The organism is Nonomuraea sp. GTA35 (assembly GCF_041950525.1).
GTDB lineage: Bacteria > Actinomycetota > Actinomycetes > Streptosporangiales > Streptosporangiaceae > Nonomuraea.
In genome coordinates, this window is sequence record NZ_JBGNUV010000001.1 from 958,844 (window position 1) to 975,360 (window position 16,517).

General features: G+C 73.1%; 14 protein-coding genes. 10 read left to right on the forward strand and 4 right to left on the reverse strand.

Annotated features, from left to right (window positions below):
- Positions 1 to 33 precede the first annotated feature (33 nt).
- Positions 34 to 1,089 carry a glucose-1-phosphate thymidylyltransferase gene (locus ACBJ32_RS04315; protein ID WP_375125507.1) on the forward strand — a complete coding sequence of 352 codons (1,056 nt, stop codon included), beginning with the start codon at positions 34 to 36 and terminating at the stop codon, positions 1,087 to 1,089.
- A 25-nt stretch (positions 1,090 to 1,114) separates the two neighbouring features.
- Positions 1,115 to 2,668, forward strand: a complete 1,554-nt coding sequence (locus ACBJ32_RS04320) for an MFS transporter (protein WP_375125508.1) — start codon at positions 1,115 to 1,117, stop codon at positions 2,666 to 2,668.
- A gap of 186 nt (positions 2,669 to 2,854) precedes the next feature.
- On the opposite strand, the gene ACBJ32_RS04325 is transcribed toward ACBJ32_RS04320, so the two are convergent.
- The gene (locus tag ACBJ32_RS04325) at positions 2,855 to 4,057 is read right to left on the reverse strand and encodes an acyl-CoA dehydrogenase family protein (protein WP_375125509.1); all 1,203 of its coding nucleotides are present in this window, start codon (positions 4,055 to 4,057) and stop codon (positions 2,855 to 2,857) included.
- Between the two features lie 166 nt (positions 4,058 to 4,223).
- Between ACBJ32_RS04325 and ACBJ32_RS04330 the strand changes: the two genes are divergently transcribed.
- Genes ACBJ32_RS04330 through ACBJ32_RS04340 form a run of 3 tightly spaced genes read left to right on the forward strand, consistent with a single transcriptional unit; the run spans position 4,224 to position 7,193 of the window.
- Positions 4,224 to 5,405, forward strand: a complete 1,182-nt coding sequence (locus tag ACBJ32_RS04330) for an acyl-CoA dehydrogenase family protein (protein ID WP_375125510.1) — start codon at positions 4,224 to 4,226, stop codon at positions 5,403 to 5,405.
- 20 nt (positions 5,406 to 5,425) lie between these two features.
- Complete coding sequence (locus ACBJ32_RS04335; RefSeq protein ID WP_253744941.1) at positions 5,426 to 5,830, forward strand: SgcJ/EcaC family oxidoreductase; 405 nt, start codon at positions 5,426 to 5,428, stop codon at positions 5,828 to 5,830.
- Position 5,831: 1 nt separating this feature from the next.
- The gene (locus ACBJ32_RS04340; protein ID WP_375125968.1) at positions 5,832 to 7,193 is read left to right on the forward strand and encodes an FAD-dependent oxidoreductase; all 1,362 of its coding nucleotides are present in this window, start codon (positions 5,832 to 5,834) and stop codon (positions 7,191 to 7,193) included.
- Between the two features lie 52 nt (positions 7,194 to 7,245).
- Here the strand turns inward: ACBJ32_RS04340 and ACBJ32_RS04345 are convergent, their stop codons facing one another.
- Positions 7,246 to 8,388, reverse strand: a complete 1,143-nt coding sequence (locus tag ACBJ32_RS04345) for an epoxide hydrolase family protein (protein WP_357878437.1) — start codon at positions 8,386 to 8,388, stop codon at positions 7,246 to 7,248.
- Positions 8,389 to 8,402: 14 nt separating this feature from the next.
- Positions 8,403 to 9,932, reverse strand: coding sequence for a 4-hydroxyphenylacetate 3-hydroxylase N-terminal domain-containing protein (locus ACBJ32_RS04350; protein WP_357878435.1), 1,530 nt, complete (start codon positions 9,930 to 9,932; stop codon positions 8,403 to 8,405).
- Positions 9,933 to 10,068: 136 nt separating this feature from the next.
- Between ACBJ32_RS04350 and ACBJ32_RS04355 the strand changes: the two genes are divergently transcribed.
- Together ACBJ32_RS04355 and ACBJ32_RS04360 are read left to right on the forward strand one after the other, a co-directional pair.
- A complete protein-coding gene (locus tag ACBJ32_RS04355; RefSeq protein ID WP_375125511.1) occupies positions 10,069 to 11,061 on the forward strand; it encodes a methyltransferase in 993 nt (330 codons plus the stop codon).
- Positions 11,058 to 12,350 carry a cytochrome P450 gene (locus ACBJ32_RS04360; RefSeq protein ID WP_375125512.1) on the forward strand — a complete coding sequence of 431 codons (1,293 nt, stop codon included), beginning with the start codon at positions 11,058 to 11,060 and terminating at the stop codon, positions 12,348 to 12,350. The genes ACBJ32_RS04355 and ACBJ32_RS04360 overlap by 4 nt, the downstream gene beginning before the upstream one ends.
- A 105-nt stretch (positions 12,351 to 12,455) precedes the next feature.
- Here ACBJ32_RS04360 and ACBJ32_RS04365 read toward each other — a convergent pair whose 3' ends face one another.
- Positions 12,456 to 13,328, reverse strand: a complete 873-nt coding sequence (locus ACBJ32_RS04365) for an arylamine N-acetyltransferase (protein ID WP_375125513.1) — start codon at positions 13,326 to 13,328, stop codon at positions 12,456 to 12,458.
- A 164-nt stretch (positions 13,329 to 13,492) separates the two neighbouring features.
- Between ACBJ32_RS04365 and ACBJ32_RS04370 the strand changes: the two genes are divergently transcribed.
- From ACBJ32_RS04370 to ACBJ32_RS04380, 3 genes are read left to right on the forward strand one after another with little or no spacing between them, the layout of a single operon-like run.
- Entirely contained in the window at positions 13,493 to 14,185 is a 693-nt protein-coding gene (locus ACBJ32_RS04370) for an FkbM family methyltransferase (RefSeq protein ID WP_375125514.1), read from the forward strand.
- Positions 14,182 to 14,928 carry an enoyl-CoA hydratase/isomerase family protein gene (locus ACBJ32_RS04375; protein WP_375125515.1) on the forward strand — a complete coding sequence of 249 codons (747 nt, stop codon included), beginning with the start codon at positions 14,182 to 14,184 and terminating at the stop codon, positions 14,926 to 14,928. The genes ACBJ32_RS04370 and ACBJ32_RS04375 overlap by 4 nt, the downstream gene beginning before the upstream one ends.
- 8 nt (positions 14,929 to 14,936) lie before the next feature.
- Entirely contained in the window at positions 14,937 to 16,502 is a 1,566-nt protein-coding gene (locus ACBJ32_RS04380) for a CoA-transferase (protein WP_375125516.1), read from the forward strand.
- Positions 16,503 to 16,517: the final 15 nt, after the last annotated feature.

Below are 16,517 nucleotides of genomic sequence, written 5' to 3' on the forward strand. Positions count from 1 at the left end.
TGCCGGGACCCCGGCGTTGGGATTCTGGCCACCATGAAGGCTCTGGTGCTGTCCGGCGGGTCAGGCACCCGCATGCGCCCCCTGAGCCACTCCATGCCGAAGCAGCTCATCCCGATCGCGAACAAGCCGGTCCTTGAGCACGTGCTGGAGAGCCTGCGAGAGCTGGGCGTGACCGAGATCGGTCTCGTGGTCGGCGACAGGCAGGCGCAGATCGCCGAGGTCGTCGGCGACGGCTCGAGGTTCGGGGCGCACGTCACCTACATCCGCCAGCCCAGGCCGCTGGGGCTGGCCCACTGCGTCAAGCTGGCCCGCGGCTTCCTCGGCGACGACGACTTCGTCATGTACCTCGGGGACTGCGTGCTGGCAGGCGGGATCGGGCCGATCGCCGAGGAGTTCCGCGCCCTGCGCCCCGCCGCGCAGCTCGTGGTGCGCCGGGTGGCCGACCCCCGGGCGTTCGGCGTCGCCGAGCTCGACGCGGCGGGCGCGGTCCTGCGCGTGACGGAGAAGCCGGAACGGCCCGCCAGCGACCTGGTGATGGTCGGCGTCTACTTCTTCACCGCCGCCGTCCACGAGGCCGTCGAGCGCATCGCGCCGGGACGGCGCGGCGAGCTGGAGATCACCGACGCCGTCCAGTGGCTGATCGACCACCGCCTCGAGGTGCGGGCGAGCGTGTACGACGGGTACTGGACCGACGCCGGCCGGGTGGACGACGTCCTCGACTGCAACCGCAGGATGCTGGCCACGCAGGCGCGCGGCATCGCCGGCCACCTCGACGGGCTCAGCGACGTGCGCGGCGAGGTGGTCATCGAGCCCGGCGCGCGCATCGTCGCCTCCACGATCGAGGGTCCGGCGATCATCGGCGCGGACACCCTCATCGTGGACAGCCACGTCGGTCCCAACACCTCCATCGGCACGGGCTGCGTGGTGCGCGCCACCCGCATCGCCGACTCCATCGTGCTGCACGGCGCCTCCATCGAGGAGGCCAGCCTGCGCGGCTCGCTCATCGGACGGTTCACCACCGTGGCGCCGGCACAGGCGCATCACCGGCTCGTGGTGGGCGACCACACCCGGATCGAGCTGACCACCTGACCGGCAAGAGATGAGGAGTGAGGACGTGACCCACGACGGCGCCCCGCGCGCGGGGCGGAAGGAATGGATGGGGCTGGCCGCGCTGGCCCTGCCCACCATGCTCGTGTCGCTGGACATCAGCGTGCTGTTCCTGGCGTTGCCGCACCTGAGCGTCGATCTGGGCGCGGACGCCACGCAGCAGCTCTGGATCACCGACATCTACGGCTTCATGACCGCGGGCTTCCTGGTCACCATGGGCTCGCTGGGCGACAGGATCGGCAGGCGCAGGCTGCTGCTGGTCGGCGGGGCGGCCTTCGGCGTCGTCTCCCTGGTGGCGGCCATGTCCACCAGCCCCGAGATGCTGATCGTGTGCAGGGCGCTGCTCGGGATCGCCGGGGCGACGCTGCTGCCGTCCACGCTGTCGCTGATCGGCGTCATGTTCCGCGACCCCAAGCAGTTCGGGCAGGCCATGGCCGTGTGGGGGACCGCGTTCATGGTCGGCATCGCGCTCGGCCCCGCCGTCGGCGGCGCGCTGCTCGAACGGTTCTGGTGGGGCTCGGTCTTCGTGATGGGCGTGCCGGTGATGATGCTGCTGCTCGCGGCGCTGCCGCTGCTGCCGGAGTTCCGCGACCCGGGCGGCGGGCGGCTGGACCTGTTCAGCGTCGTGCTGTCCCTGGGCGCGATCCTGCCGCTGATCTACGGGCTCAAGGCCGTGGCGCGGGACGGCTGGGCGGCGGGACCGCTGGTCGCGATCGTCGCCGGGCTCGTCGTGGGCGTGGTGTTCGTACGCAGGCAGCGGGCGCTGGAGCATCCGCTGTTCGACCTGCGCCTGTTCCGCCACCGGGCCTTCACCGCCGCGGTGCTGATCGGGATGTTGTGCGGCTCGCTGCAGACGGGCACCGGGATGGAGGTCGCCCTGTTCCTGCAGACCGTGGAGGGGCTGTCCCCGCTGGTCGCGGGGCTGTGGCTGCTGATCCCCTCCCTCGTGCTGATCGTCTCCATCAACCTCACGCCGCGGGTGGCCGCCAAGGTGCGGCCCGCGTACGTGCTGGGCGGCGGCATGCTCATCGCCGTGCTCGGCCAGCTCCTGATCACCCAGGTCGCGGTCGGCGCCGTGACCCTGCTGATCGTTTTCCTGTCCGTGTGCTACTTCGGCGTCGGCCCCGTGGGCGGGCTGGTCAACCAGGTGGCCATGGCCAGCAGCCCGCCGGAGAAGGCCGGCTCGGCCGCGTCCATGGTGGCCACCGGCGGCGAGTTCGGCGTGGCGCTCGGCATCGCGACGCTGGGCACGCTCGGCACCGCCGTCTACCGCAGCGAGCTGGTCCCGCCGGCGGGCGCGCCGGCGGCGGCCGGTGACAGCATCAACGGCGCCGTCGGCGCGGCGTCGGCGCTGCCCGCCGCCCAGGCCGCGGACCTGCTGGACGCCGCGCGCGCGGCCTTCACCACGGGCCTGCACGTGGTCGGCGCGGTCAACGCCGTCCTGTTCGCCGGGCTCGCGCTGCTGGCCCTGACCCAGCTGCGCCACCTGGCGCCCTTCGCGGGCCACCACCACCCGGAGCCGGAGCAGGGGCAGGAGCAGGAGCCCGCCCTGGCCAAGTGACCGGGCCGGGAGCGGAGACCCGCTCTCGCCGGGTGACCGCACCGGCCAGATGAGCGCACCCGCCGGATGAGCGCACCCGCCGGATGGGCGCACCGGCCAGATGGGCGCACAGGGAGAAGGGGGCCCGCCCCGCAGGGCGGACCCCCTCTTTCCGCGGGCCGCGTCAGCCGAGGCCCGCGGGCGGTGTCAGCCGAGGCCGAAGTGGGCGCGGGCCAGCTCCCGGTTGGCCACCGTGGACAGGAAGACGGCGAAGCCGGCGTGGCTGTGCAGCGTGGACATGTCCCGCCAGATCCGCTCGATCCGCTCCCCGTTGCGTACCGCGCTGGACCCCGCGGTGGGGAACAGGCAGCGCTCCACCGCGCGCCACGACAGCCGGGCGATCTCCCTGCTGATCGTGGCGATCCGCAGGTCGCGCTCCCTGGTGAACGCGCCCTGGACGCAGGCCCGCTGCCACTGCCTGATCGCGTCCGACCACGCCGCCTCCGCCGTGGCCAGGAGCCCGGCGGCCTCGCCGTACCAGAACTGGTAGTCCGGGTCCTCGGCCCGCAGCGAGAACGGCGGGAACACGGTCGTCCTGACCCGCATCAGCTCCTCGTAGGCGTCCAGCGCGCCCTTGGCCATGCCCAGCATGACGGTGGCGCTGTCCAGCAGCATGAAGCTGAGGGGGCCGCCGCCGTACTCCGGGTTGCCGTGCAGGGACAGGCCCGGCGTGCCGCCGGCCACCGACGTCTGGCTCAGGTGCAGGGGCAGCGTGTAGTGCCCGGGGATCGAGGCGTGCTCGAAGACGACGCTGTGCGAGCCGCTGCCCTTGAGGCCGAGCTGGTTGCCCCAGTCGTCCAGCCGGCGCCACCGGTCGCGCGGCGCCACGAACAGCATGGGCGCGCCGTCGACCACCACGTGACCCATGAAGTGGGTGGCGTAGGGGGCGCCCGAGCAGTAGTTCCAGGTCCCGTCGAGGATCCACTGGCCGTCCTGGCCGCGCGTCGCGGCGCCGCTGGGCGCCACGGTGGCGGGGCAGACGAAGTCGCCGGTGGCGAACAGCTCGGCCTGCGCCCGCTCGCCGAACAGGGTGGCGACCGCGAGCGCGTGCGCCGTTCCGAGCGAGTACATCCATCCGGTCGAGGGGCATCCCCGCGCGAGCGTCATCGACACGCGCAGGAACGTCTCCACGCCGAACTCGTAGCCGCCGAAGCGGCGAGGCACCAGGATGCGGTAGAAGCCGGCCTGCGCGAAGGCCTCGTGGGTGTCCCGCGCGTAGTAGGTGCGCTGTTCCGTCTCGGCCTGGCGCGCGACCAGGGCGGGCACCATGGCCTCCGCGCGCGCGACGATCTCGTCGGGGGTGAGAGCGGGCTCGGGCGGAGCTCCGGGGGCATGAGTGACGGCTGTCATGCTGCGCGAACCCTTCGTCTCGGGTTTTTCCCCAGCGTCGCCCGCATCCGCCCGCCCCGCATCTCCTGGCGTGCCACGCAATCACGCACGTCAGGAGATGCGCACGTCAACGTCCGAATGGGACGTTCAGGTGGGCAGTTCCTCGACTGACGTCTGGGAGGACATCGTGTTGGTGACCGATGCTCCGGCGCGGGAAGACCTGGTTCACCGCGCCTCGGAGATCGTGCCCGTCCTGCGCGGGCACGCGGCATGGGCGGAGGAGAACCGCAGGCTCCATGAGGAGTCGATAGCAGCAATGGCAGACGCGGGCGTGTTCAGGCTGAGGACGCCACGCCGTTACGGCGGTCACGAGGCGGACACCCGGACGCTGGTCGAGGTGGCCACCGAGCTGGGCAGGGCGGACGGCTCCACCGCCTGGGTCGCCTCCGTCTACTGGATCCCGACCTGGATGGCCTGCCACTTCCCCGAGGCGGTCCAGGACGAGGTGTTCGCCACGCCGGACGTGCGCATCTGCGGCACGCTCAGCCCGACCGCCATGGCCACCCGCACGGACGGCGGCATCGTCGTCAACGGCAAGTGGGGCTTCGTCAGCGGCGCGCACCACAGCCACTGGCAGGAGATCGTGGCCGTCATCATCAGCGAGGACGCGCCACCCGAGCCGATCATGGCGCTGGTCCCGATGTCGGACCTGATCGTCATCGACGACTGGCACACCTCCGGCCTGCGCGGCACGGGCAGCGTCAGCACCGTGGCGCAGGACCTGTTCGTCCCCGCCGAGCGGGTCATGCCGCTCGGCGCCATCCTGGAGGGCGCGCACGCCGACAGGGCCAACACCGGCTCGCCGATCTACCGGCAGCCGCTGCTGCCCGTGGCCTCCGCCTCCTCGGTCGGCACCGTGCTCGGCCTGGCCGAGGCCGCCAGGCAGGCGTTCTTCGAGCGGCTGCCTCAGCGGAAGATCACCTACACCGGCTACGAGAGCCAGAGCGCCGCGCCGCTGACCCACCTGCAGGTCGCCGAGTCCACGTTCAAGATCGACCAGGCCGGGTTCCACGCCGGGCGGCTGGCCGCGACCGTCGACGACAAGGGCGAGCGGGGCGCCGCGTGGAGCGTCGAGGAGCGGGTGCGCGCCCGCGCCGACCTGGGCGCCGTGTGCAGGCTCGGCAAGGAGGCCGTGGACATCCTGGCGACCGCGAGCGGCGGCTCGTCCATCTACAGCGACGTCCCGATCCAGCGGATCGCCCGCGACGTCCACGCGGTCAACCAGCACGCGCTCATGCACCCGAACACCAACACCGAGCTGTACGGGCGCATCCTGTGCGGCCTCGAGCCCGACACGCTCTACATCTGAACACGCCTGGAGGAGACACCATGACCACCGCACCCGCACACGCCCCCGACCAGGCCGCCGTGGCCGCGCTGCCGCAGCGCGTGATCGAGGCCTGGGCCGCGCACGACGCCGACGCCTTCGCCGCGGTCTTCACCGAGGACGGCTCGATGATCCTCCCCGGCCAGTACCGCAAGGGACGCGAGGAGATCCGCGCGTTCATGACCGCCGCCTTCGCCGGCCCCTACCAGGGCACCAGGGTCACCGGAACGCCCATCGACGTGCGCTTCTTCAACGACGACTGCGGCGTCCTGATCACCCAGGGCGGCGTGCTCGCCCCCGGGGAGAGCGAGGTCCCGGCCGAGCGCGCCATCCGCGCGTCCTGGCTCGTCGTGCGCCAGGACGGGCAGTGGCGGCTGGCCGCCTACCAGAACAGCCCGCGTGACTGAGATGGCCGGCCACGTCGGGGACCGCGCGGTGGTGCTCGGCGGCGGCATGGCGGGCCTGCTGTCGGCCCGCGTGCTGTCGGAGTTCTACACCGAGGTCCTGGTGATCGACAGGGACACGCTGACGGGGGCGAGCGGCCCGCGCAGGGGCGTCCCCCACGGCTGCCACGCGCACGCCCTGCTGGCCCGCGGCCAGCAGATACTCGACGAGCTGTTCCCCGGCCTCACCGGGCAGCTCATCGACGCGGGCGTGCCCGCGGGCGACATGGCCACCCGGCTGCGCTGGTACTTCAACGGCCGCAGGCTGCGGCAGGCGCCCAGCGGGCTGGTCAGCGTGTCGGCCACGAGACCCGTCCTGGAGGAGCAGGTCAGGCTCAGGGTGGCGGCCCTGGACAACGTGCGCTTCCTGGAGCGTACCGACATCCTCGGCCCCACCACCTCGGGCGCCCGCGTCACCGGCGTGCGGGTGCGCAACAGCGAAGGCGACGAGGAGCACCTGGCCTCCGACCTGCTGATCGACGCGACCGGCAGGGGCTCGCGCACGCCCGCGTGGCTGCGCGAGCTCGGCTACGACCGGCCGGAAGAGGACCGGGTGAAGATCGGCCTGGCCTACACCACCCGCCACTTCCGGCTGCGCTGCGACCCGTACGGCGACGACCTGTCGATCAACCCGGTGGCCTCCCCGGCCAACCCGCGCGGCGCCTTCTTCCCCAAGCTGCCCGGCGACGTGAGCATGCTCTCGCTCACCGGCATACTCGGCGACCACCCGCCGGCCGACTACGACGGCTTCGTGGCCTTCGCCAAGTCCCTGCCCGTCCCGGACGTCTACGAGGCGATCCGGGACGCGGAGCCGCTGGACGACGGTGTCACCTTCACCTTCCCCGCCAGCGTGCGGCGCCGCTACGAGCGGCTGGCCGGCTTCCCCGACGGCCTGCTGGTGCTCGGCGACGGCGCGTGCAGCTTCAACCCCGTGTACGGCCAGGGCATGACCGTGGCCGCCATGGAGTCCGTCATCCTGCGCCGGCACCTGCGCCGGGGCACCGAGCCCCGGTGGCGCCCGTTCTTCAAGGACATCTCCCGCGTCATCGACGTGCCGTGGGAGATCTCCGCGGGCGCCGACCTGGCCTTCCCCGGCGTGCAGGGGCCGCGCACGCTGAAGGTACGGCTCGCCAACGCCTACATGGGCCGGCTGCACGCCGCGGCGGCCCGCGACGGCGCGGTCACCGCCGCCTTCATGCGGGTGGCCGGGCTCGTCGACCCGCCGCAGGCGCTCATGCGTCCAGGCCTGATGCTGCGGGTCCTGGCCAACGGCAGGCCCGCGACCGGCGAGGAGACCGTCCAGCCGCTCCCGGTGCTGAGAGGCTGACGGGACACACGAAAAGGCGCCGGCGGTTGTGCCGCCGGCGCCTTCCGCTGTGTCACGCGAGCGAACGCGCGAACGTCCTGACGTCGCCGACCAGCAGCTCCGGCTGCTCCAGCGCGGCGAAGTGCCCGCCGCGGTCGAACTCGGTCCAGTGCGTGATGGTCGGGATGTCCCGGTCGGCGAGCCTGCGGACGGGGACGAAGATGTCCCGGGGGAAGACCGCCACCCCGACGGGCACGGTGATCGGCGGCGGCCGGTGGCCCTCGGCCGCCTGCCGCAGCCCCGCCGCCCCCTCGTAGTAGAACCGGGCCGACGAGCCTGCGGTGGCGGTCAGCCAGTAGATCGACACGTTCGTCAGCATGCGGTCCCTGGCGACGGCGTCCTCGGGCACCTGGCCGGAGTCCGTCCAGTCGCGGAACTTCTCCACGATCCAGGCGAGCTGCCCCACCGGCGAGTCCGTCAGCGCGTAGGCCAGCGTCTGCGGGCGGGTGGACTGCAGCTTCATGTAGCCGGACAGCTCCTGGTCGAAGCGGGCGAGCCCGGCCAGCCGCCCCTGGTCCGACGGTGACAGGCCCGCCAGCTCGGCGGGGTCGCCGGAGGGGAAGGCCATGAGCATGTTGACGTGCGCGCCGATGACGGACTCCGGAGCAAGCCTGGCCAGCTCCAGGGAGATCACCGCGCCGGCGTCGCCGCCCTGCACCAGGTAGCGCTCGTAGCCCAGGCGCCGCATCAGCTCCGCCCAGGCCAGCGCCACCCGGTACGGATGCCACCCGGCCTCCCTGGTGTGACCGGAGAACCCGAAGCCGGGAATGGACGGGATCACCAGGTGGAAGGCGGGGCCCTGGCCGCGCGGATCGGTCAGCGGCCCGATGACGTCCAGGAACTCCGCCACCGAGCCCGGCCAGCCGTGGGTGAGCAGCAGCGGGACGGCGTCCGGCTCCGGCGACCTGACGTGCAGGAAGTGCACGGTGGCGCCGTCGATCTCGTCGACGAACTGGGGATGGCCGTTGAGCTCCGCCTCCGCGGCGCGCCAGTCGAAGTCGTGCCGCCAGTAGGTGGCCAGCTCCTTGAGGTAGGTCAGCGGCACGCCACGCTCCCAGCCGGTGCCGGGCAGCTCGTCGGGCCAGCGGGTGTCGTCGATCCTGCGATGCAGGTCACGCAGGTCGCCGTCGGGGATCTCGATGCGAAACGGCCTCATGCTTCCGCCCTTTCTCAGAGGGTCTCTGTCTGTCGTAGCCCGGCGAACGAGGACAGGTCGGGCACCGTCCAGCCGTCCAGGTCGTACTCGCTGAGGCACTGCTCGGCGAACGCCGCGTACTCTTCGAGCTGGCCGGAGGCCATCTGCCCGAACAGCAGCTCGATCCTGGTGTTCTCGTGGTTGCCGGCGTAGTTGCGCTCGTACAGCTCGTGCCGGCCGCCGAACTCCGAGCCGACGGCGTCCCACAGCAGCTTCATCACCTTGACCCGCTCCTCGGCCCCGGAGCCGTCCGAGCCGCGCAGGTACTTGTCCAGGTAGGGGCGGATGTCGGGGTTCTTGAAGTCGGCCGCGCCCGAGTTGACGTAGATGAGGCCGCTGGCGACGTCCTGCAGGATGATCTCCCTGATCCGCGGGTAGCCGATCTGCGTGAACCAGCGGTAGGCCATGCCGTACTGCGGGTTGGGCAGCAGCGCGCCGTTCTTCCACGGCACGGGGTTGCGGGCGGCGGCGTCCGACAGCGCCCAGAACAGGTTGCGCCAGGCCAGCACCTCGCCGACGCGGCTCTGCACGCCGCGGAAGTCCTTGGTGCCGGTGATCTCCAGGGCGCGCAGCAGCAGGCCCGCCAGGAACTCCAGCTTGACCGCCAGCCGCGTGCAGCCGTGGAAGGTGAAACGCTCGATGAAGCCGGAGCGGCCGGTGAAGAGCTGGACCTTGCCGAGGTCGCCGTAGATGAAGACGTTCTCCCACGGGATGAGCACCTGGTCCAGCACGAGGATGCTGTCGTTCTCGTCCAGCCGGGAGGAGAGCGGGTAGTCGAACGGGCTGCCGGTCAGCGCGGCGGCCGCCGTGTAGGAGGGCCGGCAGATCAGCTTGAGCCCCGGCGCGTCCATCGGGACCGTGGCCACCAGGGCGAACTCGCGTTTCTTGATCGGCAGGCCGTAGTGGGCCAGGAAGTTGTAGTGGGTCAGCGCGGAGCCCGTGGCGACCACCTTGGCGCCGCTGACCACCAGGCCCGCGTCGGTCTCGCGCTCGACGTGCACGTACACGTCGCCGACCTGGTCGGGCGGCAGGTTGCGGTCCACCGGCGGGTGCACGATCGCGTGGTTCCAGTACAGGACCTTCTCCTGCGACTCGCGGTACCACCGGCGGGCGTTGTCGGCGAACGGCGCGTAGAAGTCGGCGTTGGCGCCCAGCGTGCCCAGGAAGGAGGCCTTGTAGTCGGGGCTGCGGCCCATCCAGCCGTAGCTCATCCTGGCCCAGGTCGCGATGGCGCGCTGGTCGGCCACCAGGTCCTCCACGCTGCGGGGCGTGGTGAAGAAGTGGTGGGTGTAGCCCTCGCCGCCGCTGTCGGTGGGGCAGGTGAGCTGGTCCCGGGTCGCCGGGTCGTGCAGGGCGTCGTACAGCCTGGCCGTCATCCGCACCGGGTTGTGGAAGGCCGGGTGCTCGGTGACGTCCTTGACCCGGTCGCCGTAGAGGTAGATCTCGCGGGCGTCACGCAGGCTCTCGACGTACTCGCTGCCGGTCATCGGGCGCGTCGCGGGCATCGGCATCTCCCTGCTCCAGGCGGCGTTTGCGCCCCTCCAGCCTGGCATCCGGGCCCGGCCCGGCCATCTCACGCCGTGCGCTGTTGCGGCACTCTGGGAGGTGCCGGCCCGCGGGCGCCGGTGTGACGATGGCCGCGTGAGCGAGCAACGGCTGTGGGCGCTGGCCCATCTGGGAACTCCGATGGCCCTCCGGGTGGCCGCGACGCTGAGGATCGCCGACCGGCTGGCCAAGGGGCCGGTCACCGGCAAGGAGCTGGCCGGCGCGGTGGGCGCGGACCCCGGCGCGCTGGAACGGCTCATGCGGTACCTGGCCGCCAGGGGGGTGTTCCGCAGGGACCCCGCGGGGGCCTACACGCTGACCCCCCTGGGCGAGGAGCTGCGCGAGGACCATCCGGCCGGCATGCGGGCCATGCTCGACCTCGAAGGATGGGAGGGGCGGGCCGAGCTGTCGTTCGCGCACCTGCTGCACAGCGTCCGCACGGGTGAGGCGGCCTTCCCCCGGCAGTTCGGCCGCTCCTTCTGGGACGACCTCGCCGCCGACCCGGCACGCTCGGCCGCCTTCGACGCGCGCATGGCGGCCGAGATGCCCGCCAGGGCGCCGGCCATCGTGGCCGGCTACGACTGGGGCACGCTCGGCCACCTCGTGGACGTCGGCGGCGGCGACGGGTCGCTGCTCATCGCGTTGCTCACCGCCTTCCCCGCCCTTCGCGGCACGGTGCTCGACCAGCCGGAGACCGCGCGTGCCGCGCAGGCGGCGCTGGAGTCGGCCGGCCTGGCGGGGCGCGGCCGCGCCGTGGGAGGCAGCTTCTTCGACCCGCTGCCGCCGGGTGCCGACGGGTACCTGCTGTCGTGGATCCTGCACGACTGGAGCGACGACGACGCCCGCGCCATCCTGGCGCGCTGTGCCGAGGCGGTGCGGCCGGGCGGCTCGGTGTTCGTGGTCGAGGACTTCGGCCCCGACGGGGAGTCCCCGCGTACCGGCATGGACCTGCGCATGCTCGTGTACTACGGCGGCAGGGAGCGCGGCATCGGCGACCTGCGCCCGCTGGCTCACGACGCCGGCTTGGAGATCGCTTCGGTGCATCCCGCGGACACGCTGAAGCTCGTGCGCCTGGCGGCCCGCTCATGAGCACGGTCGAGGAGATGAGCGCGGCGGGGAACGCGGGCGCGGCGGGCACGGCCGGCGTTGCCGGCGTGACCGGCATGGCGCCGGGTGAGGCGGTGGCGGCGCTGGTGTCGCGCGCGGGCCGCCGGGACCCGTACCCGCTCTACGAGGCGTTGCGCGCCCACGGCCCGGTGATCCCGGTACGGCCGGGCCTCACCGTCGTCGTCGGGTACGCCGAGATCTCCCGCGCGCTGCGGGACAACCGGCTCCGCGTCCAGGACGCGGCCAGCTACGACGTGATCTACCCGCGCTGGCGCTCGCACGCGTCGCTGCGCGGCTACACCGACTCCATGCTTTACCGCAACCCGCCCGACCACGCGCGCATGCGCCGGCTGGTCAGCAGCGGCTTCACGCCCGCGCGCGTGTCGGCCATGCGCGAGTCGGTCGAGCGGATGGTGCACCGCCTGCTGGACAGGCTGGCGGACCTCGGCGCGGGCGGCGCCCCGGTGGACTACGTCGCCGAGTTCGCCTCCAGGCTGCCGATCGCGGTCATCAGCGCGCTGATCGGCGTCGCCGAGGACGACCAGCAGTGGTTCCGCGCGATGGCCTCCGACCTGACGATCGCCCTGGAAGGCATCACCAACGTCGGCAGGCTCGGCGCGGCCGACCAGGCGATGGACGAGCTGGCCGGCTACTTCGGCGACCTCATCGAGCACCGGCGGCGCCATCCCGCCGACGACATGCTGACCGCGCTGGTGCGCGCGCACGACGGCGGCGGCGCCGGGCTCGGCCACGACGAGCTGGTCGGCAATCTGATGCTGCTGCTGACCGCCGGCTTCGAGACCACCAGCTTCCTGCTCGGGCACGGCCTCAGGCTGGCCTTCGAGCACCCGCTTCAGGCCGCGCTCCTGCGCGACGACCCGGAGCGGGCCACCGCGTACGTCGAGGAGGTCCTGCGCTATGAGACGCCCGTCCAGGCCACCAGCAGGTGGGCGGGGACGGGCATGGAGCTCCTGGGCACGCCGCTGGAGGGCGGGACGAAGGTGGTGCTCATGCTGGGGGCCGGCAACCGGGATCCGCGCCGTTTTTCCGACCCCACCCGCTTCGACCCGGACCGGCCGGACATCCAGCCGCTCAGCTTCGGCGCGGGGCCGCACTTCTGCCTGGGGGCGCCGCTGTCGCGCATGGAGGCCAGGATCGCGCTCCCGCTGCTGCTGCGCAGGTTCCCCGCGCTGGCCGCCGCCGAGCCGCCCGACCACCGGGACCGCTGGGTCGGCCGCGGCCTGCGCCGCTTCCTGATCACCGTCTCCTGATCACCGTCTCCTGATCACCGTTTCGTGATCACTGTCTCCGGAGCCCGCCCCTGCAACGCCTCCCGGCCCGCCCCTGCAACGAGGGGCGGGCCGGGAGAACACCGCTCAGGCGAGCGCCACAGCCGCCTTGCGCTGCTGCCAGGCCTCGTGCGCCCCGCGCACCTTCGCCCACAGCGCGGCCCGGTCCTTGGCGTTGACATCCCCCAGGTGCAGCCCGAACACCGAGCTGAGCGCGTCGTACCACTGCGCCTGGGTGGCGAGCTCCACCTCGCTCGTCCCCGCACCGCTCACCCGCCGCAACATGCACCCCACCAGCGCGTCCGCGCCGGTGGCGTCGCGCCGCAGCACGACGGCGGCACGCACCAGCCGCGACTCGGGCGAGGTGCACAGGTACGGATGCCACTCCACGAAGTCGACCGCCGTGGCGGGGTCGGTCTCCATGTCGAGCCCGGCGATCGACCCGCGCGGATCGTGGTCGAACCGCCACCCGCCGGGCTCCACGGCCGACGCCGACAGCCGGAACTCGAACGGCCCCTGCCGGTAGGTGCCCTCGCGCAGCGGCAGCGGCTCCAGCAGCCCGTCGCCCAGCCCGATGTCGACCAGCCAGGACCGCCCTTCCAGGGTGACGCTCAGCGCCAGGTGCGGCGCGAAGGAGACGCCGCTCGCCGGGGCCCGCCTGCCGGCCTGCACGCTGGCGCGATGCCAGGTGACCTCGTACCCCAGGGCGGTCAGCAGCGTGGCGAACGCGCCGTTGAGCTGGACGCAGTACCCGCCGCGCCCGCGCAGGATCCTGTCGATCGACTCGCGCGGATCCAGGGTGGTCCTCCGGCCGAGCTGGACCTCCAGCGTCTCGTACGGCACCCGTTCGACGTGCGCGCGATGCAGCGCGCGCAACGCGTCGAGCGACGGCTCGCCGGGGTCGCGGATCTCCAGCCGGTCCAGGTACGTGTTCAGGTCACGGTCGTGGGGTCGCCGCATGGCTCCTCCTCCCTCGGTCGAGTTCCTCCATCGTGCGCGGCTGAGGAGCCCGGCCGCATCTCGCGGAATGCTGCCCGTACCGCGCAATACGCAAGATGCGGCGGGCTCCGGGCGTGATCGACGATGACACTGGCCTGAGCCATCCACCGGGAGGAGACGAGCAGATGCGCAACCAGGTGATCGTTCGGGAGCAGATGACCGCCCGGTGGGAGGAGCACCTGCCCGGCCTGCTCGGACAGGTGGGGGTGCCGGCACAGGGCGTGGTGCAGGTGGGCGCGCACCGGGGGCAGGAGGTGTCGGCGTTCACGGCGTGCGGGTTCCGCCGCCTGGTCATGATGGAGCCGAACCTCGATCATCTGTCGGCGCTGCGCGAGCAGTTGCGCGTGCACCATCTGGCCGCGGGGCTGCCGGAGCCCGCGGACGGCCAGCTGCCGCGCGTGGTGGTGGCCGCGGCGGCGGGTCGCAAGCGCGGCCGGGCCACGCTGAACATCACCCCCTATGACAAGCAGTCCAGCATGCTGGAGCCGTTGCAGCCGATGGCCGTCGTGCGCCAGGTGAGCGTGCCGGTCATCCCCGTCAGCGAGGTGCAGCACGGCTGCAACGTGCTGGTGGTGGACGCCCAGGGCGCCGAGCTGGACGTCCTGGAGGGCACCGACCTGGGCAGGCTGCGGCTGGCGGTGATCGAGGGCAGCGTGTCGGCCCGCTACAGCGGCGGCTCGACGCTGGACAGCATCGCCGCCCACATGACCGGGCACGGCTGGCGCGCGGTGGCCTCGTGGGCGCACGAGCGTCCCGGCGTCGTGGACGTGGCCTGGCTGGCCCCCGAGCGGCCGGCCTCCGAGCCGGCGCGCGGATGAGCCTGCTGCGGGAGCACGGCGACGGGGTGGCCGTCCTGCGGCTGGACCGGCCGCACGTGCGTAACGCGCTCGGCGCCGAGCTGGTGGAGTCGCTCGGCGCCGCGCTCGCCGACCTGGACGACGACCCCGGCGTGCGCGTGGCCGTGCTGACGGGCACGCCGCCGGGGTTCTGCGCGGGCTCCGACCTGAAGGAGCTGTCCCGCATGAGCGGCGCGGCCATGGTGCGGCACGAGGCCGCCACGGGTCGGCTGGCCAGGGACATCCAGCACCTGGGCATCCCGGTGATCGCCGCGGTCGAGGGCTTCGCCATGGGCGGCGGCTTCCTGCTGGCCACCGGCTGCGACGTCGTCGTCACGGCCGGGGACGCGCGCTGGCACCTGCCCGAGGTCGGCCTCGGCTGGGTGCCGCCGTGGGGCGTCCAGAGCCTGGTCTCCAGGGTGGGGCCCGTGACCGCCAGGCGCCTGGTGTGGGGCGAGCGCCCGCTCACCGGCGGCGAGCTGTACGCGCTGGGCGCCGCCGACGAGCTGACCGCCCCCGGGCAGGCGCTGGCCCGCGCCCTGGAGGTGGCCGCCGGGCTGGCGCGGCTGCCCGCGCACGCGGTCGCCTCGGCCAAGCGCGCGCTGGCCGACGCCGTCGCCGAGCGCGCGGAGACCCTGGACGCGCGTACCGCCTGGATGTTCGGCGCGGACTGCGGCTCCGAGGCCGCCCGGCGCAGCCTGGCACGATTCCGTACACCTGTGTGAGGCACTCCATGATCGGTAAGGTGTGCGACGCGGCGCGGGCGGTGGCGCTCATCGGCGACGGCCAGGCCGTCGCGAGCACCGGAGTCATCGGCTGGCTCACGCCCGACGCCCTGCTGGCCGCGCTCGGCGAGCGCTACCGGGCCGGCGGCGCGCCCCGCGACCTGACCTTCTACTTCCCCTGCGCCACCGGTGACGGCGTGGGCATCCGCGGCATGGACCACGTGGCGGTGAAGGGCCTGATGCGCCGCATCGTGTCGGGCTCGTTCATCAACCCGCGCCACCCGGAGACGGGCGCGCGGCCCGCGCTGACGGAGCTGATCCAGAACGACCTCGTCGAGGCCTACACCTGGCCGATGGGCGCCACCATGCACTGGCTGCGCGAGGTGGCCAGGCGCGGTCCCGGCTACCTGACGCGCGTCGGCCTCGGCACGTACGCCGACCCGCGGCACGGCGGCGGCAAGTTCACCCGCCTGGCCGCCGACGACCTGGTCGAGCTCGTGGAGCTGGGCGGCCAGGAGTACCTGTGGTACCCGACCTGGCCGCTGGACGTGGGCCTGATCCGCGCGGGCAGCGCCGACCCGGACGGCAACCTGTCGTTCGAGGACCAGCCGCTGCTGTCCAGCGCGCTGGCGATCGCCCTGGCGGTCAAGGCCTGCGGCGGCACCGTGATCGCGCAGGTGTCGCGGCTGGTGGCGCCGGGGGAGCGGCCGGCGCGCGAGGTACGCGTGCCCGGCTCGCTCGTCGACCGGGTCGTCGTGGTGCCCGACGCGCCCACCGGCACCGGCGTCCGCGACGACCCCGGCTACCTGGGTCACGTGCCCGGCGCGGTCGCGCGCGTGCCCCGGCTGCCGGCCGGGCCCGACAAGGTCATCGCGCGCCGGGTGGCCAGGGAGGTGCGCAGGGGGGAGACCTCGATCTTCGGGTTCGGCGCCTCCTCGGACACCGTGCTCGTCATGGCGGAGGACGGCGCGCTGGACGGCGACGGCCTGAACGACTACCTGTTCACCACCGAGCACGGCTCCTTCGGCGGCATCGTGATGAGCGGCTGGCAGTTCTCCGCGAACTACGCCCCGCGCGCGCTGCTCGACGGGCCCGCCCAGTTCGACTTCATCGACGGGGGCGGCTGCCCGTTCGCCGCGCTGGCCTTCGCGCAGCTCGACGCGCTCGGCCGGGTGAACGTCAGCCGCTTCGGCGCGGCCAACCCCGGCGCCGGCGGTTTCGTGGACATCGCTCACGGCGCCGCCCGCCTGGTCTTCGCCGGCACCATGACCACCGGCGGGCTCAGGGCGGACTGCGCGGGCGGCCGCCTGCGGATCCTGGAGGAGGGCCGGGTGGCCAAGTTCGTGCCCCGGGTGGACCACGTGACGTACCGGCTGCGCGAGGGGGTCGCCGCCGGCCAGTCGGCCCTGGTGGTCACCGAGCGGGCGGTCTTCGACGTCACCGCGGACGGGCTGGTGCTGGCCGAGGTCGCCCCGGGCGTGGACGTCGAGCGCGACGTGCTCGCGCACGTCGGCTTCCCCGTCAGGCGGGCACGCGACGTCACGCTCATGGACGCCGCCCTGTTCCGTCCGTGAGGCGGGTTCATGGCC

Coding starts and splice junctions, on each gene's coding strand:
- ACBJ32_RS04315 (WP_375125507.1), top strand. CDS start 34: ATGAAGGCTCTGGTGCTGTCCGGCGGGTCAGGCACCCGCATGCGCCCC.
- ACBJ32_RS04325 (WP_375125509.1), bottom strand. CDS start 4,057: ATGACAGCCGTCACTCATGCCCCCGGAGCTCCGCCCGAGCCCGCTCTC.
- ACBJ32_RS04335 (WP_253744941.1), top strand. CDS start 5,426: ATGACCACCGCACCCGCACACGCCCCCGACCAGGCCGCCGTGGCCGCG.
- ACBJ32_RS04340 (WP_375125968.1), top strand. CDS start 5,832: ATGGCCGGCCACGTCGGGGACCGCGCGGTGGTGCTCGGCGGCGGCATG.
- ACBJ32_RS04345 (WP_357878437.1), bottom strand. CDS start 8,388: ATGAGGCCGTTTCGCATCGAGATCCCCGACGGCGACCTGCGTGACCTG.
- ACBJ32_RS04350 (WP_357878435.1), bottom strand. CDS start 9,932: ATGCCCGCGACGCGCCCGATGACCGGCAGCGAGTACGTCGAGAGCCTG.
- ACBJ32_RS04360 (WP_375125512.1), top strand. CDS start 11,058: ATGAGCACGGTCGAGGAGATGAGCGCGGCGGGGAACGCGGGCGCGGCG.
- ACBJ32_RS04365 (WP_375125513.1), bottom strand. CDS start 13,328: ATGCGGCGACCCCACGACCGTGACCTGAACACGTACCTGGACCGGCTG.
- ACBJ32_RS04370 (WP_375125514.1), top strand. CDS start 13,493: ATGCGCAACCAGGTGATCGTTCGGGAGCAGATGACCGCCCGGTGGGAG.
- ACBJ32_RS04375 (WP_375125515.1), top strand. CDS start 14,182: ATGAGCCTGCTGCGGGAGCACGGCGACGGGGTGGCCGTCCTGCGGCTG.
- ACBJ32_RS04380 (WP_375125516.1), top strand. CDS start 14,937: ATGATCGGTAAGGTGTGCGACGCGGCGCGGGCGGTGGCGCTCATCGGC.